At 58.6% G+C, this 21,875-nt stretch carries 18 protein-coding genes; 6 read left to right on the top strand and 12 right to left on the bottom strand.

Annotated elements, in window-relative coordinates; genetic code table 11:
- Positions 1-131: 131 nt before the first annotated feature.
- Positions 132-1,433, top strand: coding sequence for an OprD family porin (locus F8N43_RS06575; protein WP_150638992.1), 1,302 nt, complete (start codon positions 132-134; stop codon positions 1,431-1,433).
- A 122-nt stretch (positions 1,434-1,555) separates the two neighbouring features.
- Here the strand turns inward: F8N43_RS06575 and F8N43_RS06570 are convergent, their stop codons facing one another.
- The 12 genes from F8N43_RS06570 to F8N43_RS06515 all read right to left on the bottom strand — a co-directional run bounded on the left by F8N43_RS06570 (position 1,556) and on the right by F8N43_RS06515 (position 14,982).
- Complete coding sequence (locus tag F8N43_RS06570; RefSeq protein WP_150653439.1) at positions 1,556-2,500, bottom strand: carbohydrate kinase family protein; 945 nt, start codon at positions 2,498-2,500, stop codon at positions 1,556-1,558.
- Between the two features lie 13 nt (positions 2,501-2,513).
- Complete coding sequence (gene xylB, locus F8N43_RS06565; RefSeq protein WP_150653438.1) at positions 2,514-4,010, bottom strand: xylulokinase; 1,497 nt, start codon at positions 4,008-4,010, stop codon at positions 2,514-2,516.
- 187 nt (positions 4,011-4,197) lie between these two features.
- Positions 4,198-5,667: a mannitol dehydrogenase family protein gene (locus tag F8N43_RS06560; protein ID WP_150653437.1), complete on the bottom strand. Its 1,470-nt coding sequence runs from the start codon at positions 5,665-5,667 to the stop codon at positions 4,198-4,200.
- Between the two features lie 16 nt (positions 5,668-5,683).
- Positions 5,684-6,787 carry an ABC transporter ATP-binding protein gene (locus tag F8N43_RS06555; protein ID WP_150629652.1) on the bottom strand — a complete coding sequence of 368 codons (1,104 nt, stop codon included), beginning with the start codon at positions 6,785-6,787 and terminating at the stop codon, positions 5,684-5,686.
- A 31-nt stretch (positions 6,788-6,818) separates the two neighbouring features.
- A complete protein-coding gene (locus F8N43_RS06550; protein WP_007936731.1) occupies positions 6,819-7,649 on the bottom strand; it encodes a carbohydrate ABC transporter permease in 831 nt (276 codons plus the stop codon).
- A gap of 10 nt (positions 7,650-7,659) precedes the next feature.
- Positions 7,660-8,586 carry a carbohydrate ABC transporter permease gene (locus F8N43_RS06545; protein WP_150629650.1) on the bottom strand — a complete coding sequence of 309 codons (927 nt, stop codon included), beginning with the start codon at positions 8,584-8,586 and terminating at the stop codon, positions 7,660-7,662.
- A 143-nt stretch (positions 8,587-8,729) separates the two neighbouring features.
- Complete coding sequence (locus tag F8N43_RS06540) at positions 8,730-10,040, bottom strand: ABC transporter substrate-binding protein (RefSeq protein WP_150629648.1); 1,311 nt, start codon at positions 10,038-10,040, stop codon at positions 8,730-8,732.
- 241 nt (positions 10,041-10,281) lie between these two features.
- Entirely contained in the window at positions 10,282-11,187 is a 906-nt protein-coding gene (locus tag F8N43_RS06535) for an AraC family transcriptional regulator (protein WP_150638988.1), read from the bottom strand.
- Positions 11,188-11,282: 95 nt separating this feature from the next.
- Complete coding sequence (locus F8N43_RS06530; protein WP_150629645.1) at positions 11,283-12,158, bottom strand: phospholipase; 876 nt, start codon at positions 12,156-12,158, stop codon at positions 11,283-11,285.
- A gap of 110 nt (positions 12,159-12,268) precedes the next feature.
- Positions 12,269-13,171 (bottom strand): phospholipase, encoded by a 903-nt coding sequence (locus F8N43_RS06525; protein ID WP_150629643.1) that lies wholly within the window; start codon positions 13,169-13,171, stop codon positions 12,269-12,271.
- Between the two features lie 50 nt (positions 13,172-13,221).
- Positions 13,222-14,523: a glycosyltransferase gene (locus tag F8N43_RS06520; protein ID WP_150629641.1), complete on the bottom strand. Its 1,302-nt coding sequence runs from the start codon at positions 14,521-14,523 to the stop codon at positions 13,222-13,224.
- Positions 14,524-14,616: 93 nt separating this feature from the next.
- Entirely contained in the window at positions 14,617-14,982 is a 366-nt protein-coding gene (locus tag F8N43_RS06515; RefSeq protein WP_150653436.1) for a response regulator, read from the bottom strand.
- A 260-nt stretch (positions 14,983-15,242) separates the two neighbouring features.
- Here F8N43_RS06515 and F8N43_RS06510 point away from each other — a divergent pair, with 260 nt between their 5' ends.
- From F8N43_RS06510 to F8N43_RS06490, 5 genes are all read left to right on the top strand, one after another.
- Entirely contained in the window at positions 15,243-18,734 is a 3,492-nt protein-coding gene (locus F8N43_RS06510; RefSeq protein ID WP_150629638.1) for a response regulator, read from the top strand.
- Positions 18,734-19,567 (top strand): CheR family methyltransferase, encoded by an 834-nt coding sequence (locus tag F8N43_RS06505; protein ID WP_150638986.1) that lies wholly within the window; start codon positions 18,734-18,736, stop codon positions 19,565-19,567. Before F8N43_RS06510 ends, F8N43_RS06505 begins: the two co-directional genes overlap by 1 nt.
- On the top strand, positions 19,564-20,157 hold the full coding sequence (locus tag F8N43_RS06500) for a chemotaxis protein CheB (RefSeq protein ID WP_150638985.1): 594 nt from the start codon (positions 19,564-19,566) through the stop codon (positions 20,155-20,157). Before F8N43_RS06505 ends, F8N43_RS06500 begins: the two co-directional genes overlap by 4 nt.
- Positions 20,151-21,332 carry a hybrid sensor histidine kinase/response regulator gene (locus tag F8N43_RS06495; protein WP_150638984.1) on the top strand — a complete coding sequence of 394 codons (1,182 nt, stop codon included), beginning with the start codon at positions 20,151-20,153 and terminating at the stop codon, positions 21,330-21,332. The genes F8N43_RS06500 and F8N43_RS06495 overlap by 7 nt, the downstream gene beginning before the upstream one ends.
- Before the next feature lie 77 nt (positions 21,333-21,409).
- Entirely contained in the window at positions 21,410-21,787 is a 378-nt protein-coding gene (locus tag F8N43_RS06490; protein WP_150629631.1) for a response regulator, read from the top strand.
- Positions 21,788-21,875 lie beyond the last annotated feature (88 nt).

The following is a 21,875-nucleotide window of genomic DNA, read 5'->3' as shown; positions in this document are numbered from 1 at the left end:
AAAAGCCCTCTGCCATCATTGCCCCTCACCCCGTGTGTCGCCTTCATCCTGGCCAGTTTCCTGGTCCGGGGCGAAGCTATTTTCTGGCTTATTGCGCCTTGCGCAAACGCTGCACTGTTGGAGCTTTTTTCATGCGTCCCCCCTTGCCACTCATCACCGCGCGCCAGTCATTTGGCCTCGGCGCTTTAGTCCTGTGCGCCGGTTTTACCCTCCCGGCTCAAGCGAGCGGTTTTATCGATGACACCACGGCTAAAATCGAATCGCGCACGGTGTATTTCAACCGTGATTTTCGCGATGGGCACACGTCCACCGAACAGGGCGCGTCCAAGCGCGAAGAATCGGCCCAGGGCTTCATTCTCAACCTGCAGTCGGGTTACACCGACGGCACCGTCGGCTTCGGTGTTGATGCGTTGGGCATGCTCGGATTGAAGCTGGATTCCAGCGCCGACAGCAGCAACAGCGGCTTGCTGCCCTCATCGGGTGAAAACCCGCGTGGCTCGAAAGACCAGTACGCCAAACTCGGCCTGACCGCCAAAGTACGCGTGTCCGACAGCGTGTTGAAGTACGGCGCGCTGTTGCCTGACGTGCCGCTGCTCAAGTACAACGACGGCCGTCTGCTGCCGACGATGTTCAACGGCGCGCAGCTCACCTCTAAAGAGATCAAGGACCTGACGTTCATGGCCGCGCGCCTGGACCAGTACACCGCCCGGGATTCCACCGATGCCCAGGACATCCGCGTGCACTGCAAAAACAAGCGCTACGCCTGCAACGTCACGGCCGATCATTTCGATATGTACGGCTTTGACTATAAGATCAACGAGCGCCTGACCGCCCAGTATCACTACGCGGAACTGGAAGACATCTACCGTCAGCACTTCGTCGGTCTGCTCGCCAATCAACCGTTGGGCAGCGGCGTGCTCAAGGCCGATCTGCGCGTGCTCAAGAGTGCCGACAGCGGCGCCGAACGTGCCGGCGCCATCGACAACCGCGCATTGAGCGGCATGTTCGCGTATGCCATCAGCGGCCACACCTTCAGTGCCGGTTGGCAGCGCATGAACGGCGACAATTCGATGCCGTACCTGGATGGCACCAACCCGTATCTGGTGAACTACGTCCAGGTCAACGACTTCGCCGCCGCGCAAGAGCGTTCGTGGCAACTGCGTTATGACTATGACTTCAAGGCGATCGGCATCAACGGCCTGAGTTTCCTGACCCGCTACGTGAACGGCGACCACATCAAGGTGTTGGGCAGCGATCAGGAAGGCAAGGAGTGGGAGCGCGATAGCGAGCTCAAATATGTGGTGCAGAGCGGGACGTTCAAGGATGTCAGCCTGCGGCTGCGCAATGCGACATACCGGACCAACTACGAGAAGTTCGCCCGGGATGTGGATGAGACGCGGTTGATCATCAGCTATAACTTTTCAGTCTTGTAGCGCCTGACAGAAAGTCATCGCGAGCAAGCACGCTCCCACATTGGAACTTTGGTGAACATGGATCTTATGTTCGGCATCGATTCAATGTGGGAGCTTGCCTGCTAGCGATGAGGCCATCACATTCAACGCAAATCCAACTGCCGCCGATACGGCAAATCCGGCCCGGCCTTGCTGCACGTCAACGCCGCCGCCCGCACCGCAAACTTCAACATCCCGTCGATCTGCTCACGCGCCAGCGATTGCACACCCTCGACCGAGTCCAGCTGCTGCTCGGTCAACCACGTAAGCAACGCCGCCTGAAACGTATCGCCAGCCCCCACGGTGTCGGCAATCTTCACCGAACAGGCCGGCACCGACCACGAACCATGGCTGCGGCTGAACACCGTCGCCCCCTCGCCACCCCGGGTCAGGAATACGACCTGACAGCGATGCTGCAACCAGCCTTCGATCACCCGCTGCGGATCCTGCCCGGGGTACAGCAGGCTCAAATCCTCGTCGCTGACTTTGATCAGGTCGGCCAGCTCCACCAACGTAGCAACCCGCGACCGCCACAGGTCGATGTTCGGTTCAGGGTTGAGCCGCACATTCGGATCAAGGCTGATCAGACGCTTGCCACTTTCGCGCTGCACCAGGGCCAGCAACGTGTCGGCAATCGGCTGCACCACCAGCGAGAACGAGCCGATGTGCAAACCGCGCACCTCAGGCCCCAGTTCCGGCAGATGCTCCAGTTTCAACTGCCGATCCGCGCAACCCTCGCCACGGAAGCTGTACTGCGGCGAACCGTTGGCGCCGACCGCAACCATCGCCAGGGTGGTCGGTGCGGCAAAATCCGCCAGGTAATCCGGACGTACACCTTCATCGTGCAGCACTTGCCGCAAGCGCCGGCCCAGGTAGTCGGTCGACAACCCGGCAAACAGCGCTGCGTCCACGCCCAGGCGGCGCAAACCGACCGCTACGTTGAAAGGCGAGCCGCCGGCAATCGCCTTGAAATTCACTTTTGAAGCCAGGCCGCTGGCGTCGTCTTCACTGAAGAAATCGAACAGCGCTTCGCCACACACCAGGTACATAGTTGTTCACTCTTTAAAGGGTTGCGACATGCTGTTGATAGCGTTCATAGGCCTGCTGACAGGCCGCCACGTTTGCTGCGATCGGCAAGGTTTCGCTGGTGAGGTCGAGCTTAACGCAACGCTCACACAGGTCCGCGAGGCTGTCTTCGTGGCCGTTTGCCCAGGATTGGCACCACGCGGCCTGAATCGCCGCGCCGAGGGCGGCGGCTTCGCTTTGTTCGGTGCAGATCACCGGGGTGTTCATGATGTCGGCGACGATCTGTCGCCACACCGGGCTTTTCGAGCCGCCGCCGATCAGGCAGATGGTGCGGCTTTGTAAGCCATTCTGACGCAGCAGGTCCAGCCCGTAACGCAAACCGAAAGTGGTGCCTTCGACCACGGCGCGGCACAGGTTGGCTTGCGTCAGGTTCGTCATGGTCAAGCCGAGCAGGCTGCCGGTGGCGTGGGGCAGGGCGGGGACGCGCTCGCCGTTGAGAAACGGCAACAGGGTCACCCCTTCGGCGCCGATCGGTGCTTGCGCGACGAGGGCATTGAACTGCTCGATATCCAGCTCGAACAAATCGCGAATCACCCCGGTGGCGTTGGTCAGGTTCATGGTGCAGATCAGCGGCAGCCAGCCACCGCTGGAGGAACAGAACGTCGCGACCGAGGCATCCGCACTGACGTTCGGTTGATCGGCATAAGCGTAAACCGTCCCCGACGAACCGAGGCTCATGGTGATCGCGCCGGGGCGGATATTGCCGGTGCCGATGGCGCCCATCATGTTGTCGCCACCGCCGCTGGACACCAGCGCCTTGGGGTTGATGCCCAGGTGTTCGGCGATGCCTGGCAGGAGCGTGCCGACGGCTTGATGGGCGTCGATCAGCTCTGGCAGCGCCGCTTGCAAACGCCCACTGGGGTCGATGTCGCGCAGCAGCTGCAAGTCCCACTGGCGGGTGCGCACGTTGAAATAACCGGTGCCCGAGGCGTCGCCGTACTCGCTGCAACTGCGGCCGGTGAGCCAATGGTTGAGGTAGTCGTGGGGCAGCAGAATGTGTGCGATCCGCGAAAAAACCTCCGGGTGTTGTTCTTTGGTCCAGAGTAATTTTGAAACCGTGTAGCCCGGCGCGATGACCACGCCGAGGCGTTCGAGCGAGCCTTTTTCACCGCCCAGATGGGCTAGCAGGCGGTCGTTTTCCGCAGTGGATTCGGTGTCGCACCAGAGCTTGGCGGGGCGCAGCACCTGGCCTTGATCGTCGAGCAGGACCAGGCCGTGTTGTTGCCCGGAGACGCCGATGCCGAGGATGTGTTGGCCGTCGACGTTTGCCGCGATCAAAGCACGGCGAGTCGCCAACGTGAACGCTTCAAGCCATTGCGATGTGTCCTGCTCACGGCGGCCATTGGCGCCGCTGAGCAACGTGTGCGCGGCGGCGCCCTGGCCGAGAACCTGACCACTGGCCGCATCGAGAACGATGGCCTTTGTGCCTTGGGTGCCGCAGTCGATGCCGAGGAAAAATTGTTGGTTTGCCATGGGCGGTCCTTGCTGCGTCAGTTCGATATCAGTGCGTATTCATCAACATGTCGGGAGGCTGTCAGTCAGCCATCGCGGGCAAGCCCGCTCCCACAGGGATCAATGTCGTTCACAAATCTGTGTTCCACCACGGGCCACTGTGGGAGCGGGCTTGCCCGCGATGTCGGCAGTAGTTTCACCACTGTATTTAAGCCAGCACCCGCTCCAACGTCCGCGTCACGCCAACCTCCCGCAAACTGTTACAGCACCACTCAAACGCCGCGACAAATTCCGGCGAACGCGGAATAACCGTGCCAAAAATATCCTCGATCCCCAGCAATCGCTGGGTAATCAACGCATCATCCGCCACCAGCGCCTGGCAAAACGCGGCGCGCGGGTCGGGAATCGAATAGGTATCGCCATTCTCATCCACCCCCTTCAAATACAGCGCCCACGCCGCCACCACCAACGCCGCACGTTGTGTCTCCCGGCCATCGGCAATCAATCGGTTGATCGTCGGCACGGTGAACTTGGGAAACTTCGACGAACCGTCCGAACACACGCGTTCGAGTTGGTCGGCAATCGCCTGATTGGAGAAACGCGCCACCAGGGTGTTCTTGTAGTCGCTCAGGTCGATCCCCGGAACGGCGGACAACTGCGGCGTCACGTCCAGGTCCATGTAGGCACGCATGTAGCGCACGAACAGTGGATCGTTCATGGTCTCGTGAACGAAGCGATATCCCTTGAGGAACCCAAGATAGGTCAGTGCCAGATGACTGCCGTTGAGCAGCTTGATCTTCATCTCTTCATACGGCGTGACGTCGTCGGTGAACTGCACGCCGACCTTCTCCCACGCCGGGCGCCCGTTGACGAACTTGTCTTCCAGCACCCACTGCACAAACGGCTCGCAGACCACCGGCCAGGCGTCGTCCACCGCGTGTTTGTCGTGCAATTGCAGCTTGTGTTCGGTGCTGGTCATCGGTGTGATGCGGTCGACCATGGCGTTCGGGAAACTGACGTTTTTGGCGATCCAGTCGTGAAGTTCTGCGTCGCGTAATGCGGCGAAGGCCAACAGCGCTTTGCGCGTCACTGCGCCGTTGTGCGGCAGGTTATCGCAGGACATCAAGCTGAACGCCGGCGTGCTGGCAGCGCGGCGTTTGGCCAGCGCGGCACAGAGGAAACCGAATACGGTTTTCGGCGAATCCGGGTGCGTCAGGTCGTGCTGGATCTGCGGCAGGTGTGCCATGAATTCGCCGTTGCTGTCATCGATGCAGTAACCGCCCTCGGTGATGGTCAGCGAGACAATGCGAATCTCGGGGCTGGCCAGCTTGTCGATCACCGCCTGCGCGCCGTCTTCGGCCAGCAGCATGTCGCGGATCGCGCCGATGACCCGGACCTCGGTGTCGGTATCGCCGAGTTCAAACAGGGTGAACAGGTAGTCCTGATCCTTCAGGTCGTCACGGGCGCGACGGTCTTCGGCGCGCAGGCCGACGCCGCAAATGGCCCAGTCCAGCGCTTCGCCAGTGTTCATCAAAGCGTCGGTGTAATACGCCTGATGAGCGCGGTGGAAGCCGCCAACGCCAATGTGCGCGATGCCTTGGCGCGTATCGCTCAGGGCGTAGGCGGGCAGGACCACTTCGGGGGCTAGGTGGTGCAGGTTCTGTTTATTCAGTTTCATCACAGGCTCTCTGAAATCAGGCCGCAGCGCGCAATGGACGGGTCAGCGCCACGCCGTCGGCATCGAATAAATGGCAGTGTTCGGCGTCCAGGTGCAGGCTCAACGCTTCGCCATATCGACTGGCCAGATCGCCGCGAACACGCATGGTCAGCGCTTCACCGGACGAGGTCAGCACGTGGCAGAAGGTGTCGCTGCCCAGCCGTTCGCTGACGTCGGCGGTGACCTGCAAGGTGCAGTCGCCGGTTTGCGCGAGGTTGAGGTGCTCAGGGCGAATGCCCAGCGTCACGGCGCCGCCAATGCTCAAGTTGGCGCCGGTCAGCGGCAAGGTGATGCGGGTGCCGGCATCGAGCGCGACTTCGCAGCTTTGGCTGTCGACACGGGTGACTTTGCCCTTGAGGAAGCCCATTTTCGGCGTGCCGAGAAAGCCCGCGACAAACAGGTTGGCCGGCTGGTGATACAGGTCCAGCGGCGAGCCGACCTGCGCGATCTTGCCGCCATTGAGCACGACCACTTTGTCGGCCATGGTCATGGCTTCGACCTGGTCGTGAGTCACGTAGATCATCGTCGCTTGCAGTTCTTTGTGCAGGCGCAACAGTTCCAGACGCATCTGCACCCGCAGTGCCGCATCGAGGTTGGACAGCGGTTCGTCGAACAGGAAAATTTTCGGGTTGCGCACGATGGCGCGGCCGATGGCCACGCGTTGACGCTGGCCGCCGGACAGTTGTTTCGGCTTGCGCTCCAGCATCGGCCCGAGCTCGAGGATGCGCGCCGCTTCGCCGACTTTTTTCTCGACCTCGGCTTTTGGTACGCCCGCGAGGTCGAGGGCAAACGACATGTTTTTGCGCACGCTCATGTGCGGGTACAGGGCATAGGTCTGGAACACCATGGCCAGGTCACGCTTGGCCGGGCTGACTTCGGTGATGTCGCGGCCGTCGAGTTCGATGGTGCCGCCGCTGACTTCTTCCAGGCCGGCGATCAGGCGTAGCAGGGTGGATTTGCCACAGCCCGACGGGCCGACGAAGACCACGAATTCCTTGTCGTTCACTTCCAGGTCGATGCCTTTGATGATGGAAAAGCCTTCGAAGCCTTTTTGCAGATTCTTGATTTTCAGGTTGGCCATGGTGGCGCTCCTTTATGCTAATTCTTGAGGGCTATTTCACTGCGCCAAACGACAGGCCGCGGACCAGTTGTTTCTGGCTGATCCAGCCGAAGATCAGGATCGGCGCGCAGGCCAGCGTGGACACCGCCGACAACTTGGCCCAGAACAACCCTTCGGGGCTTGAGTACGAAGCGATCAGCGCGGTCAGTGGCGCGGCTTTCGACGAGGTCAGGTTCAGCGACCAGAACGCCTCGTTCCAGCACAGGATCAGCGACAACAACACCGTGGAAGCCAAACCGCCCTTGGCGATCGGCAGCAGCACCCGGACCATTTCCTGCCACAGCGTGGCGCCGTCGAGGCGCGCGGCTTCGAGGATGTCTTTGGGGATGTCCTTGAAGTAGGTGTAAATCATCCAGACCACGATCGGCAGGTTGATCAGCGTGTAGATCACGATCAGCGCGATGCGTGTGTCGAGCAGGCCGAAGCTCTTGGCCAGCAGGTAGATCGGCATCAGCACGCCCACTGGTGGCAGCATCTTGGTGGAGAGCATCCACAGCAGCGTGCCTTTGGTGCGCTGGGTTTCGTAGAACGCCATGGAGTAGGCCGCCGGCACCGCGATCAGCAGGCACAGGGCCGTGGCGCTGAAGGAAATCACCACCGAGTTCCAGGCGAAACTGAAGTAATCGCTGCGCTCGTTGATGTGCAGGTAATTCTCCAGCGTCGGCGTGAAGATGAATTGCGGCGGCGTGGCGAACGCGTCGATTTCGGTTTTGAAACTGGTCAGCACCATCCAGAAGATCGGGAAGAAGATCAGGATCGCGATGGCCCAGGCCAGCGTGCCGAGCAGCAGGCTTTGCAGACGACGGGATTGTTGAAGGGTCATGGCGCAGGCCTCAGGCTTTGTCTGTCAGGTTTTTGCCGATCATGCGCACCAGCACGATGGCCGCGATGTTGGCAATCACCACCGCAATCAAGCCGCCGGCGGACGCCATGCCGACGTCGAACTGCACCAGCGCCTGGTTGTAGATCAGGTAGGCGAGGTTGGTCGAGGCGTAGCCGGGGCCGCCGTTGGTGGTGGTGAAGATTTCGGCGAACACCGAGAGCAGGAAAATGGTTTCGATCATCACCACCACCGCAATCGGTCGCGCCAGGTGCGGCAGGGTCAGGTGCCAGAAGATGGCGACAGGACCGGCACCGTCGAGGCGCGCGGCTTCTTTCTGTTCCTGGTCGAGCGACTGCATGGCGGTCATCAGGATCAGGATCGCGAAGGGCAGCCATTGCCAGGACACAATGATGATGATCGACAGCAGCGGGTAGTGCGCCAGCCAGTCCACCGGCTGCGCGCCGAAGAGTTTCCAGACGTAGGCGAGAATCCCCGAGACCGGGTGGAAAATCAGGTTCTTCCAGATCAGCGCGCCGACGGTGGGCATGATGAAGAACGGCGAAATCAGCATGACCCGCACGATGCCGCGACCGAGGAACTCACTGGCCTCCAGCAAGGCACTGATCAATACGCCAAACACCACGCTGATCAGCAACACGCTGCCCACCAGCAACAAGGTGTTGGTGGCGCCGGGCATGAACCCGGAATCCGTCAGGAAGTAGGTGAAATTCTCCAGCCCCACGAACTCGTTTTCGCCCGGGTTGAGCAGGTTGTAGCGGATCATCGAGAAGTACAGCGTCATGCCCAGCGGCACGATCATCCACAGCAGCAACAACGCCACCGAGGGGCTGACCAGAAACCAGCCGGGGTTGGCCAGGCGGTTTTTGCGCACCGGCTGGGGGATGTCCACTTGAGCTTTGGCAGTTGAAATATTCATGGCGTTAAAACCGATTGGGAACAGACGATGAAGATCAACTGTGGGAGCGAGCCTGCTCGCGATAGCGATTTATCAGCCAACATTGATGTTGAATGTCATGGCCTCATCGCGAGCAGGCTCGCTCCCACATTGAAATGGTGGGGTTACTTGGGATAACCCGCGCGCTTCATCTCACGTTCGGTGGTTTGCTGGGCAGCGGTCAGGGCTTGATCCACCGTGGTCTGACCGATCAGCGCCGCCGAGAAAGACTTGCCGACCTGGGTGCCAATGCCCTGGAACTCGGGAATGGTCACCAACTGAATGCCGATGTAAGGCACAGGTTTGAGTGTCGGCTTGCTCGGGTCCGCCTTCTTCAGCGACTCAAGCGTCACCTTGGCGAATGGCGCAGCGCTCATGTACGCCTCGCTGTAAGTCGAGGCCCGAGTGCCTGGCGGCACGTTGGCGATGCCGTCCTTTTCCGCGACCAGCGCCCCGTATTCCTTGGAAGTTGCCCAGGCGCTGAAGGTCTTCGCCGCATCCTTCGCCTTGGAGCTGGTCGGAATCGCCAGCGCCCAGGAATAGAGCCAGGCCGACCCTTTGTCAGTGATCTGATGCGGCGCGTAGGTGAAGCCGACGTGCTCGCTGACTTTGCTCTGGGTCTTGTCGGTGACGAACGAGCCGGCGACGCTGGCATCGACCCAGATTGCGCACTTGCCGCTGTTGAACAGCGCCAGGTTTTCGTTGAAACCGTTGCTCGACGCGCCCGGCGGGCCGGATTTCTTCATGGTCTCGACGTAGAAGTTGAGTGCGTTTTTCCACTCCGGACCGGTGAATTCCGGCTGCCACTTCTCATCGAACCAGCGTGCGCCGTAAGCATTGGCGACGGTGGTGATCAGCGCCATGTTCTCGCCCCAGCCGGCCTTGCCGCGCAGGCAGATGCCGTACTGCTCTTTGTCCTTGTTGGTGAGTTTGCTGGCGAATTCGCCGATCTGTTCCCAGGTCGGATGTTCCGGCATGGTCAGCCCGGCGTCCTTGAACAGGTCAGTGCGGTAATAGGTGATGGAGCTTTCGGCGTAGAACGGCAAGGCATACAGCGAACCCTTGACCGACAGGCCTTCACGCACCGAAGGGAACACGTCGTCAAGGTCATAAGTGGCGGGCAAATCCTTCATCGGTTCCAGCCAGCCCTTGGCGCCCCACAGTGCGGCTTCGTACATGCCGATGGTCAACACGTCGAACTGCCCGCCCTGGGTGGCGATGTCGGTGGTCAGGCGTTGGCGCAGGACGTTCTCTTCGAGCACCACCCAATTGAGTTTGATGTCCGGGTGCTCGGCCTCGAAGGTTTTCGAGAGCTTTTGCATGCGGATCATGTCGCTGTTGTTGACGGTGGCGATGGTCAGTGTCTGAGCGCCGAGGCTGACGCTGCTGAGGGTCATGCAGGTGAGGGCTAGCAGAGCTTTTACAGAAGGTTGCATCGTGCACTCCTTTTCTGCACCCGGCGGGGGCAGAAGGACAGTTATTGTTTTTGTGTCTTCCGAGGCAGGAAGAATGTGCACTGATTACAGCCTTCAATTGAGGATGAGACAAATCATCCATCGCACTTGAATCGATACTATTTTGCACTGGCGTTTGGAGTGGCAAACGAAGGGAAGGGCTTTTCAGCGCTCAAGCGTTATCGAATACGTATAGGTTTCTGGCCTCAACGCCGTAGCGGTGCTAGCCCAGATTCTGCTCGGTCAACCGCTGTACCGCCAACCGCCGATAGTGCGACGGCGTCATGCCTTTTAACTGCTGAAAACGCCGGTTGAAATTGGAAATGTTGTTGAATCCCGACTCGAAACACACGTCGGTCACCGGTTTGTCGCCGTCGGCCAGCAGTTCGCAGGATTTGCTGATGCGCAGCCGGTTGACGAACTCGATGAAGCAGCGCCCGGTGGCTTGTTTGAACACGCGGCTGAAATAGGTCGGCTTCATGCCCAGGTGCTCGGCGACTTCCTCCAGCGGCAGTTCACGGGCGTAGTGGGCAAAGATGTAATCCACCGCACGGTTAGTGCGATCGATATTGTGTTCATCCGCCAGTTGCGGCGTTGTGGCGCCGGACAACAGTTGATAGTCGTCGCAGGCGGCGAGCAACTCCAGCAGAATGAAAAAGTGCCCGAGGCGGGTCACGCCTTTGGTGTCGGCGATGCGTTGCATCAAGGTCATTGCCTGGCGGATGGTGTGTTTGCAGCGAAACTCGATGCCGTATTGCGCGCGCTCCAGCAAGGGCGCAAGCGACTTGAGCTCGGTAAACACTTGATGGCCGCTCTCGAACAACTCGTCGGTGAAATTGACCAGCATGTCGCGCTTGGGCACCACCTCGTCTTCGGCGACCTGGCTGATCCAGTTGTGGGGCAGGTTGGGGCCGGTGAGGAACAGTGTTTGCGGATAGAAGTTGCCAATGTAGTCGCCAATGAACACCTTGCCCGAGCTGGCGACGATCAGGTGCAATTCGTATTCCTTGTGAAAATGCCAGCGCACCAAGGGGCAGGGGAAACCGTGCTGGCGATAGATGATCGACAACCCATTGTGGTCGTCCATCAGTTCGTAGGAAGGATCGGTGACTCTGGCAGTCCGGGTCATATCAGGGCGCTTTTATTGTTATTGCACCCTGATCATGCCTCTTTACCGGCCGACATTGCCAGCCTTGGGCATGTCGACCGGCGTCATGCGTCCGCTTACTGATGCAACGCGCTGCCGTAAACCGCCTTCATGCTCGACGCGCTCCAGCAGTAACGCACGATGTCTGACTCATCGAAAAAGTCGGTGCTGATAATGCTGCAACGCGTTACCCAGTCGCGGGTCGGGTTGAACCAGGCGTTGATCTGGGTCTTGATGTCCTGAGGCCCGCCCAGAAAGCCATAACTGGTGGCCGACAACAACCATAAAAAGGTCTCGAACGGTGCGTCTTGCAGCTCGCTGGCAATGTGGCGTTCCAGTTCCGCGGTGTCAGTGAAGGTTTCACCGCTCCATTTGTGCGGGATACGCGGCCAGAAGCAATCATCGTCCAGCCCCGTTACCACGTGCGCAGCCAGTACCAGTCTGCGGCGGGTGCTGATGCGCTTGAGCTCGCCCACCGTTTTCGACGCGTCGTAGGGCGGTATGACGCGGTTCCCTAGTCGATTTACCAACAAATCATTGAGTTTCTTGTGGTCAAAACGCTTCGCACCGTCGCCCATTTGGTGAAAGTCGAAGACGATGAATTCGTCCGGGTTTTGATCAAGGAACGTCGTCGTCGCGTCGATCAGCTCATCAAGGACGCGATGAGATTGAAAACCGTTGTGATGAAAGTAGAAGATCGATTGATCGTGCCCCTCGGTGTAACCAAGACGAATATCAAAGGCCCGTGCGCCGTTGGCCAGTTGCCACGCAAATGAATCGTTCTGACACGTGGTCCAGTTGCCAATCACGACATCATAGTTGGGGGCTTTTTTATCCATGCCGCTGTTATGAGTGCAGGGCCAGACCAAGTCGGTCAACTTCAGGCGGTCAATGTCGAGCACATTACTCATCCATTTCTTTTTGTCGAGAATACCTTGTAGAGATTGGGTCATTATCTTTCCTGATAGTGGCTTCAGCCCGTCCGTGGGATGAAGTGGATAAATGTAAATTCAAGCATAGAAGTGCGCTCCGACATTGCCAGTGATGGAAACATCTGCACAAATTAATGGTTGTAGGCGTTTACCTTGAACAGGTTGGCCGTTCGACAATGGCCTACCAGATTCGACGTTTCAAAAAAATCGACATTGATAATGCTGCTCTTCAGAACCCATTCGCTGGCGGCCGGATTGAACCATTGATCAAGTTGCTCGCCGATGTTCACCGGACCGCCCGCTGCATGGTAGCTGGTCGCGGAGAGCGACCACGGCAGGCCGCTGGATGGCGGGTATTTCATCACGCGAGTGATATGCGCGTTCAGTTCACTGATGCTGGTCGTCCCGATCCCGCTCCATTCGTGCTGGATGGACCGACTAAAGAAGGTTGCATCGAATGCCGGGTGATAGTCGGCGGCGACCAGCACACGCTGGGCATGACTGGCCCGTTTCAATTGACTGAGGGGCAGGTTCGCATTTCTGCGAGGAATGATCCGGTCCCCCAGATGTGTCATCAGCAGGCGGTTGAACTCGTGATGGCCAAGGGGCTGGTTGCCTGTGTTCAGCTGATGAAAATCCAGGATGATGAATTCATCGGGGTTTTCCTGCAGAAACCGGATCACGCTCGTGATCAGATTTTCCAGGGAGCGGGAAGAGCGAAAACCGTTGTGCTGAAACCAGAACGTTCCGACGCCATTGCTGCCGATTTCATACTCAAGGCGCAAATCGAGCGCACGTGCGCCGTGGGTCAATTGATAATAAAACGAATGGGTCTGACAAGCGGCCCAGTGACTGATCCCCGGCGCCGCGTAGGAAGCCTTCTTGTCCACCCCGGCATTATGAGCGCCGGGCAAAACCAGTTCCGCAAGCGAGAGTGCATCAATAACGGGAAGTTGGGTCATCCAGTTGTGGGCGGTGAAAGCGTGAGTGTCATAGGGGACGTCGGGCAGAAGTCGAATTGCATCGTTATTCATAGTGCATCCTTGCACAGTGGGTTAATCGTCAGATGAGACGATTCTAACGATCAAGTGTCCGCTTTAGTTTGGTTTTTCGCTTCAATCCATTGCGCCATGTATTGAGTACTTTTGTGTTGATGGTGACGCAACATGCTGCCGGTGAAGTTGTCCCGTCTAAGTGTCGCCAAGTGCTGTTGGCAATACTTGAGTTGTGCAATCAACGCCGGGCCGTGAGTGTGCACCTGGTAACGTTCGGCGAGCAGTTCCAGGCCAACCGTCTGGGCGTTCGACCATTGCGCCTGGTCTTTATAAAGTTGCACCGCGCAATCGGCAAACTCGCGCGCCGTGCGGGTCACCGCACCCGGCCAAGGGCCTTGGCCATGCATGGCTTCGGCGCCGATCGGCGTGGTGACATTAGGCGTACCGCAGATCATCGCATCGACGATTTTGCCCTTGATGCCGGCACCGAAACGCAATGGCGCCAGGCACACGCGTGCGGCCGACATGACTTGCAACGCATCTTCTGCCCAGTTCATTACATGGAAACCTTGAGCCGCATTGTGCAGCGCGGTCGCCTTGGGGGGCGTGTAGGCCCCGTAGATGAGCAGACGGGCAGTGGGCAATTGCTCGCGAATCAGTGGCCAAATGGTGGTTTTCATCCAGAGCACCGCATCCCAGTTGGGCGCGTGGCGGAAGTTGCCAATGCTGAGAAAGTCCGCGCGTTCCTCAAAACCCGCTGGCGGCACGCTCGGCAGATCGACCATCAACGGGCACCAGTGCAGCAGGCTGCGTGGCACCTTGAACTGCTCGACCAGCAACTCGATTTCCGTTTCGGAAATCATCAGGTTCAAGTCGCAGCGATACAGCGCAGCGATTTCCCGTTTGGCCAGGTCGGTGTCGGCCATCAGTTCGAATTCTTCACGCAAGGCCGGCGCGAACAGCTCGCTGAAATCATTGTCGTCGTCGCGGGCCTTCAACCGGTCCTTGAGCCGTTGATGACGGGCATGACGCAGGCTTTGCAAATCCTGGGTGCCGAGTACGCGCAAGGCATCTGGGCAGTGCTTTTCAACACGCCAGCCGAACTGTTCTTCCATCATGAATTGTTCGAACAGCACGATATCCGGCGCCAGTTCACGGACAAACACATCGAAACTGCTGTTGTTCAGTTCTATCGGCACTTCACGAATGCCCAACGCCGTCAGGTCTTCCTGATGTTCGCCAGCGCCGGCCGGGCTGCTGAATGTCACGTCCCAGCCTTGTTGCAGAAACGTCCCGAGCAGTTGCATCACATACCCACCCGCCGCAGAAGAGCGAGGCTCGGGCCAGACGTAGCCGATAACCAGGACTTTGGTGGCGCGGGGCTGACTCATGCAGGGAGGTTCCTTGAAGCGGGGCAGGGGAATAAAAGCGGGGCGCAATTAAACCACAGCCGTGGGCGATTCCTCAGCCCGCTCCAGCGCAGACTAGGTGTGAGCGAGTATGTCTTTGACCTTTTCGCGCAGTTGATCAATGGAAAACGGCTTGCCGATCACCTGCATCCCTGCCGGCACGTCAATGTGTTCGGCATACCCGCTGGCGAACAGAATGGGGAGTTCGGGGCGCAGCATCCTCGCCTGGGTGGCCAGCTCTCGCCCGTCCATTACCGGTAAGCCGACGTCGGTCATCATCAGGTCGATGTACTGGTCTTCGTCGTTGAGAAACTCCAACGCCTTTTCACTGCCGTCGGCTTCGAGCACGTTGAATTCCAGCTCCTCCAGCACATCGACGATCAGCATGCGCACAATGTCGTCGTCTTCAACGACCAGGATGATGGATTTTTCAGCGGACATAATGGGGCTCTCGAAGGTTGAATGTGCGGTGACCGGTCGATCGGAAATGCCGGGCTTGTGCTTCAGTAAGTGACGGAACCCGACAAGTTCCCAAGCTCGCTGAAAAAAGAATAGCCGCATCGCGCCGGCAAGGATAACCACTCCTTTGCGCAGGGGCAGCTGAATGTAGGAATTCGCGTATAAACACGTCAGAAAATTGGATCAATGCGGCAGTTTTGGGGCAAACTCCTTGGTTTCCAACAGTTCGACAAGGCCCTCCCATGACCACTGCGTCTTCGGTTGATGAGCAACGATTCCGTAAACTCCTGAGCCGCAACGTCAGCCTGCCGTTGGGTGTCGGTGTGCTCAGTGCGGTGTTCTTTGTCTCGCTGATCACCTATCTGCTGTCGGTGATCCAGTGGGTCGAGCACACCGACCGGGTGATCAATAACGCCAATGAAGCGGTCAAGCTGACCGTCGATCTGGAAACCGGCATGCGCGGCTACCTGCTCAGTGGCGACGAGAAATTTCTTGAACCCTACGAAACCGCCCGGCCGAGAGTCGCGGTAGCGGTCAAGACCTTGCTCGAACTGACGGCAGACAACCCGGTGCAGACTGACCGCTTGCAACGGCTCCAGGCGTTGCAGGATGAATGGGCCACGTACGCGCAGAGCATGATCGACTTGCAGCGTGCGAGCGGTGATTACCGCGGTGCCGTCAAGGCCGGGCGCGGCAAACGCCTGACCGATGAAATCCGCAAGCAATTCGAAGACGTGATCGACATGGAGCAGCAGTTACGCGCCACGCGTAACGAAGAAGTGCGCCGTACCACGATCTGGAGCATCAGCCTTTATCTGCTGTTCATTGTCGGCATCAGCGCGTTGCTCGCCTATATTGGTCGCCGCGATCTGCTCAACCTTTCGCAAAGTTACAGCGCTAACCTGGCCGCGCAACAGGCCAGTGCCCATCGGCTGGGGCAGCAAGCCTGGTTGCGCAACGGCCAGACCGAGCTGGCCGAACAAGTGCTGGGGCAACTGTCGCTCAATCTGCTGGGGCGCAACATTTTGCAGTTTTGCGCGCAATACCTCGGCTCGGCGGTGGCGGCTATTTATGTGCGTGAAGAACATGGCGGCCTGAACCGCATTGCCTCTTACGGTTTCTCCCGGGAGCAGGAAGCCCTTGGTCAACAGATTTACAGCGACGAAGGGATTGTCGGGCAAGTGGCGCAACAGGCGCGGCTGATACGCCTCGACAATGTGCCCAGTCACTATTTCAAGGTCAGTTCCGGCCTGGGTGAAGGCTTGCCGCACAGTGTGCTGGTGGTACCGACCAGCGATGACGAACGGGTCAACGGGGTCATCGAACTCGGCTTCCTGCGCCCGCTGAACGACCGCGACATCGAATTGCTGGAATTGATTGCTGGCAACATTGGCACTTCCATCGAGGCCGCACGCTATCGCCAACGCTTGCAGGAAGTGCTCGCCGAAACCCAGCAGCTCAACGAAGAACTGCAAGTTCAGCAGGAAGAACTCAAGACCGCCAACGAAGAGCTTGAAGAGCAATCAAGGATTCTCAAGGAATCCCAGGCGCATCTGGAAACCCAGCAAGTCGAACTGGAGCAGACCAACGAGCAGCTCGCCGATCAGGCACAGATCCTCGCCGAACAACGCGATGCCATGGACCTGAAGAACACCGAACTCAATCATGCCCAGGCGCAGCTCGAGGAGCGCGCCGAAGAGCTGCAGCGCTCAAGCAAGTACAAGTCTGAATTCCTCGCCAACATGTCCCACGAATTGCGCACGCCGCTGAACAGTTCGTTGATCCTGGCCAAGTTGCTGGCGGAAAACCCGCAGGAAAACCTCAGCGCCGAACAGGTCAAATTCGCCGAGTCGATCTATTCGGCCGGTAACGATTTGCTGAACCTGATCAACGACATTCTCGACATTTCCAAGGTCGAGGCCGGCAAACTGGATATGCGTCCGGAAAACACCAGCGTTGCCCGTCTGGTGGACGGTTTGCGCGGGATGTTCCAGCCATTGGCGACGGACAAGCGCCTTGATTTCCAGGTCGATGTGCAGCCCGGCGCGCCGATGATGATCTTCACCGACCGCCAGCGTCTGGAACAGGTGGTGAAGAATCTGCTGTCCAACGCGGTGAAGTTCACTGAGAAAGGCGCGGTCAGCCTGACCGTCGCCAGTCAGCCAAACGACGGGATTGCCTTTATCGTTCGCGATTCCGGGATCGGTATTGCAGCGGAGCAGCAGGAAAGCATTTTCGAAGCATTCCGCCAGGCCGATGGCACCACCAATCGCCGTTACGGCGGCACGGGTCTGGGCCTGTCGATTTCCCGCGATCTGGCGACACTGCTCGGCGGCTCCATCAGCGTCACCAGCGAACCGGGGCAGGGCAGTGTGTTTACCCTGGTCTTGCCGCAGCACTACATTGAACCGGGCGAGACGCCGGTCAAGCCGATGCAGGCCTCACCGGTCGCGATGGCGCCGAGAGCGCCGACTCCCGCCCTGGTGCCGCTGATAGCTGACGTTGATATTCCGCGTTTCGACGATGATCGCAGCAAGGCGCCGTTCAACACTCGCTGTATTCTGGTGGTGGAGGATGAGCCGAACTTCGCGAACATCCTCTACGATCTGGCCCACGAATTGGGGTATCAGTGCCTGGTAGCCCATGGTGCCGACGAAGGTTACGACCTTGCGAAGGCGTACATTCCCGACGCCATCCTGCTGGACATGCGCCTGCCGGACCATTCCGGTCTGACGGTGTTGCAACGTCTGAAGGAACACGCGCAAACCCGGCACATTCCGGTGCACGTGATCTCTGTCGAAGACCGCGTGGAAGCCGCCATGCACATGGGCGCGATCGGTTATGCGGTCAAGCCGACCACCCGCGAAGAGCTCAAGGATGTGTTTGCACGCCTCGAAGCCAAGTTGACCCAGAAGGTCAAACGCGTGCTGCTGGTGGAGGACGACGATTTGCAACGCGACAGCATTGCCCGCTTGATCGGCGACGATGACATCGAGATCACCGCTGTCGGCCTCGCGCAGGATGCGCTGGATCTGCTGCGCACGACGATTTTCGACTGCATGATCATCGACCTTAAGCTGCCGGATATGCTGGGTAATGATTTGCTCAAGCGCATGTCCACCGAGGACATCTGTTCGTTCCCGCCGGTGATCGTCTACACCGGGCGCAACCTGACCCGGGACGAAGAAGCCGAACTGCGCAAGTATTCGCGCTCGATCATCATCAAGGGCGCGCGCTCGCCAGAGCGTTTGCTGGATGAAGTGACACTCTTTCTGCACAAAGTCGAATCGCGGTTGTCCCATGAACGGCAGACGATGCTCAAGACCGCGCGCAGCCGCGACAAGGTCTTCGAGGGTCGCAAAGTGCTGTTGGTGGATGACGATGTACGCAACATCTTCGCCCTCACCAGCGCGCTGGAGCAAAAAGGCGCAGTCGTGATCATTGGCCGCAACGGCCGTGAGGCGATTGAAAAACTGAATGAAGTCGAGGACATCGATCTGGTGCTGATGGACGTGATGATGCCGGAGATGGACGGTTTCGAGGCGACGAGCCTGATCCGCCAGGACCCGCGCTGGCGCAAGCTGCCCATCATTGCGGTGACGGCCAAAGCCATGAAGGACGATCAGGAGCGCTGCCTGCAGGCCGGTTCCAACGATTACCTGGCCAAGCCTATCGACCTGGATCGCCTGTTCTCGCTGATTCGCGTGTGGTTACCGAAGATGGAACGCATTTAGTGGAACGCAATTATTCAGTGGAGCGAAATAGCGAAATCGAACTGCGCTTGTTGATTGAGGCGATCTACCTCAAATACAGCTACGATTTTCGTGATTATTCTGGCGCGTCGATCAAACGCCGCGTCCAGCATGCGCTGAGTCAATTCGAGTGCGCGACCATTTCGGCGTTGCAAGAGAGGGTGTTGCACGATCCGAAGGCGTTCATGCAGTTGCTGCAATTACTGACGATCCCGGTCAGCGAGATGTTCCGCGACCCTTCGCACTTCCTCGCCATTCGCCAGGAAGTCGTGCCGCTGCTCAAGACCTACCCCTCGATCAAGATCTGGATTGCCGGTTGCAGCACTGGTGAAGAGGTCTATTCGATGGCGATCCTGCTGCGCGAAGAAGGCTTGCTCGATCGCACCATCATCTATGCGACCGACATCAATCCGCGCTCGCTGGACAAGGCCAAGCAGGGGATTTTCTCCATGGAGAATGTCCGGGCCTACACTCACAACTACCAGCAGGCAGGTGGCCAGCGTTCGTTCGCCGACTACTACACGGCGGCGTACGGCTACGCGATTTTCGACAAGAGCTTGTGCGAAAACGTGACCTTTGCCGATCACAGCCTGGCGACGGACAGCGTCTTTTCAGAAACTCAATTAATTTCGTGTCGTAACGTATTGATTTATTTCAATAAAAAACTTCAGGATCGAGCGTTTGGATTGTTCCACGAATCCCTTTGTCATCGGGGTTTTCTGGCGCTGGGCAGCAAGGAAACCCCGGACTTTTCGGCTTTCGGCAATCAGTTCGAGTCGTTGGTCAAACAAGAACGGATCTACCGTAAATCATGAACAGTGCAGCGGATTTGCCTACTGTCGAGGCCATCGTGATCGGCGCTTCAGCCGGTGGCGTGGAGGCGTTGCTGAGTATTCTCAGCCCTCTGCGTGAAGGTTTCGTGCTGCCGATCATTGTCGTGCTGCACCTGCCGGACGAGCGTCGCAGCCACCTCGCCGAAGTGTTTGCCCGAAGAGTCGCAATGCGCGTTGTCGAGGCACATGACAAGACGCTGATCGAAACGGGAACGTTGTATTTCGCCACACCGGGCTATCACTTGTCGGTGGAGCAGGACCGCACCTTTTCCCTGAGTCTTGAAGACCGCGTGCATTATTCGCGGCCGGCCATCGATTTCCTGTTCTCGTCGGCAGCGGATGCTTACGGTCCTGCCTTGGCCGCGGTGCTGTTGACCGGTGCCAATCGCGATGGCGCGAGCGGCATGGCAAAGGTCCAGCATCTTGGCGGCCTGACTATCGTGCAGGACCCGAACGAAGCCCAGGTTGCGACCATGCCCCTGGCGGCGCTGGATGTTCACCAACCAGACCACATTCTCCCCATACGCGGCATCGGCCGTCTGCTTGTCGAGCTGGAACGAATAGCATGCTAAGTAACATCCAAGCCAAACTGCTGATCGTCGACGATCTGCCGGAGAACCTGTTGGCGCTCGAAGCGCTGATCAAGCGTGAAGACCGTGTGGTCTACAAAGCCTTGTCCGCCGACGAAGCCTTATCGCTGCTGCTGCAACACGAATTCGCCATCGCCATTCTCGATGTGCAGATGCCCGGCATGAATGGGTTCGAACTGGCCGAGTTGATGCGCGGCACGGAAAAGACCAAGAACATCCCGATAGTGTTCGTCAGTGCCGCCGGCCGTGAACTGAACTACGCGTTCAAGGGCTACGAAAGCGGCGCCGTGGACTTCCTGCACAAACCCCTGGATATCCACGCGGTGAAGAGCAAGGTCAACGTCTTTGTTGATCTGTACCGTCAAAGCAAGGCCATGAAGCAGCAGGTCGAAGCGCTGGAACAGAGCCGCCGCGAACAGGAAGCGCTGCTAAAACAGTTGCAGAGCACCCAGTCGGAACTGGAGCAGGCGGTGCGCATGCGCGATGACTTCATGTCCATCGTCGCCCACGAAGTGCGTACGCCGCTCAACGGTCTGATCCTCGAAACCCAACTGCGCAAGATGCACCTGGCCCGGGACAATGCCGCTGCGTTCACCCTGGAAAAAATGCACGCGATGGTCGATCGCGACGAGCGGCAGATCAAAAGCCTGATTCGCCTGATCGAAGACATGCTCGATGTGTCGCGCATTCGCACAGGCAAGTTGTCCATCCGTCCGACACGCTTCGATCTGTCGGCTTTGGTGCGCAATTTGCTGCAGAACTTCGCCCCGCAGATCGATGCCGCCGAATCCGCGGTCACCCTGGACGCCGAGCATCCGGTGGAGGGCAATTGGGACGAATTCCGTATAGAACAGGTGATTTCCAACCTGTTGACCAACGCATTGCGTTACGGCGCCAAGAGCCCGATCAACGTGAAGGTGTACAGTGAGAACGATCAGGCGCGGGTGGAAGTGTGCGATCAGGGCATCGGCATCGGTGAAGAAAACCAGAAGCGCATTTTCCAGCAGTTCGAACGCGTGACGGCTAAACATGCCGTCGCCGGGCTGGGCCTGGGGTTGTTTATTTCAGAGCAGATTGTGACCGCCCATGGCGGTACCATTACCGTCGAGAGCCGGATTGGCGAAGGCGCCTTGTTTCGCGTTTGTCTGCCGCTGTAGGAAAACAGCCAGTTAAACGCAACCTCTGATCGACCTCACGGTCGTATCAGCAGCTATTGACCGAACAAAGGCTTCCCATGAGTGAAGATGCACAAGATGTCGTATTGATCGTCGAAGATGACCCCTCGATCCTGATGGTGTTGTCGGCTTACCTGTCGGGTGAGGGCTACCGGGTATTGCAGGCCGAAAACGGCGAGCAAGCCTTCGAGATTCTGGCGAGCAAGCCGCATCTGGACATGATGATCACCGACTTCCGTCTGCCGGGTGGGATTTCTGGCGTGCAGATCGCCGAACCCGCCGTGAAATTGCGACCGGAGCTCAAGGTGATTTTCATCAGCGGTTACCCGCAGGAAATCCGCGAGACCGACAGTCCGATAACGCGCACGGCGCCAATCCTGGGCAAGCCGTTTGATCTGGATGTGTTGCAGGAATTGATGCAGGACATGTTGTCTTAATCATTTGTCGGCATGGCTCGACCGGTTGACCCCGGACCAGCAGGAGCCGACTTGCCGGCGAAGAGGCCCCTGAGGTTTGCGTCGATCT

Origin of the sequence: Pseudomonas fluorescens (assembly GCF_902498065.1) — a bacterium.
Taxonomy (GTDB): Bacteria; Pseudomonadota; Gammaproteobacteria; order Pseudomonadales; family Pseudomonadaceae; genus Aquipseudomonas; species Aquipseudomonas fluorescens_BJ.
Note: the sequence above shows the minus strand (reverse complement) of the source record. Positions and strands in the feature narration are given on the sequence as shown.

Excerpts from the sequence above, each read along its gene's own strand:
- F8N43_RS06560 (WP_150653437.1), bottom strand. The coding sequence starts at position 5,667 with ATGAAACTGAATAAACAGAACCTGCACCACCTAGCCCCCGAAGTGGTC.
- F8N43_RS06550 (WP_007936731.1), bottom strand. The coding sequence starts at position 7,649 with ATGACCCTTCAACAATCCCGTCGTCTGCAAAGCCTGCTGCTCGGCACG.
- F8N43_RS06490 (WP_150629631.1), top strand. The coding sequence starts at position 21,410 with ATGAGTGAAGATGCACAAGATGTCGTATTGATCGTCGAAGATGACCCC.
- F8N43_RS06510 (WP_150629638.1), top strand. The coding sequence starts at position 15,243 with ATGACCACTGCGTCTTCGGTTGATGAGCAACGATTCCGTAAACTCCTG.
- xylB (WP_150653438.1), bottom strand. The coding sequence starts at position 4,010 with ATGGCAAACCAACAATTTTTCCTCGGCATCGACTGCGGCACCCAAGGC.
- F8N43_RS06545 (WP_150629650.1), bottom strand. The coding sequence starts at position 8,586 with ATGAATATTTCAACTGCCAAAGCTCAAGTGGACATCCCCCAGCCGGTG.
- F8N43_RS06525 (WP_150629643.1), bottom strand. The coding sequence starts at position 13,171 with ATGAATAACGATGCAATTCGACTTCTGCCCGACGTCCCCTATGACACT.
- F8N43_RS06530 (WP_150629645.1), bottom strand. The coding sequence starts at position 12,158 with ATGACCCAATCTCTACAAGGTATTCTCGACAAAAAGAAATGGATGAGT.
- F8N43_RS06535 (WP_150638988.1), bottom strand. The coding sequence starts at position 11,187 with ATGACCCGGACTGCCAGAGTCACCGATCCTTCCTACGAACTGATGGAC.
- F8N43_RS06555 (WP_150629652.1), bottom strand. The coding sequence starts at position 6,787 with ATGGCCAACCTGAAAATCAAGAATCTGCAAAAAGGCTTCGAAGGCTTT.
- F8N43_RS06575 (WP_150638992.1), top strand. The coding sequence starts at position 132 with ATGCGTCCCCCCTTGCCACTCATCACCGCGCGCCAGTCATTTGGCCTC.
- F8N43_RS06500 (WP_150638985.1), top strand. The coding sequence starts at position 19,564 with ATGAACAGTGCAGCGGATTTGCCTACTGTCGAGGCCATCGTGATCGGC.
- F8N43_RS06520 (WP_150629641.1), bottom strand. The coding sequence starts at position 14,523 with ATGAGTCAGCCCCGCGCCACCAAAGTCCTGGTTATCGGCTACGTCTGG.
- F8N43_RS06540 (WP_150629648.1), bottom strand. The coding sequence starts at position 10,040 with ATGCAACCTTCTGTAAAAGCTCTGCTAGCCCTCACCTGCATGACCCTC.
- F8N43_RS06515 (WP_150653436.1), bottom strand. The coding sequence starts at position 14,982 with ATGTCCGCTGAAAAATCCATCATCCTGGTCGTTGAAGACGACGACATT.
- F8N43_RS06570 (WP_150653439.1), bottom strand. The coding sequence starts at position 2,500 with ATGTACCTGGTGTGTGGCGAAGCGCTGTTCGATTTCTTCAGTGAAGAC.
- F8N43_RS06495 (WP_150638984.1), top strand. The coding sequence starts at position 20,151 with ATGCTAAGTAACATCCAAGCCAAACTGCTGATCGTCGACGATCTGCCG.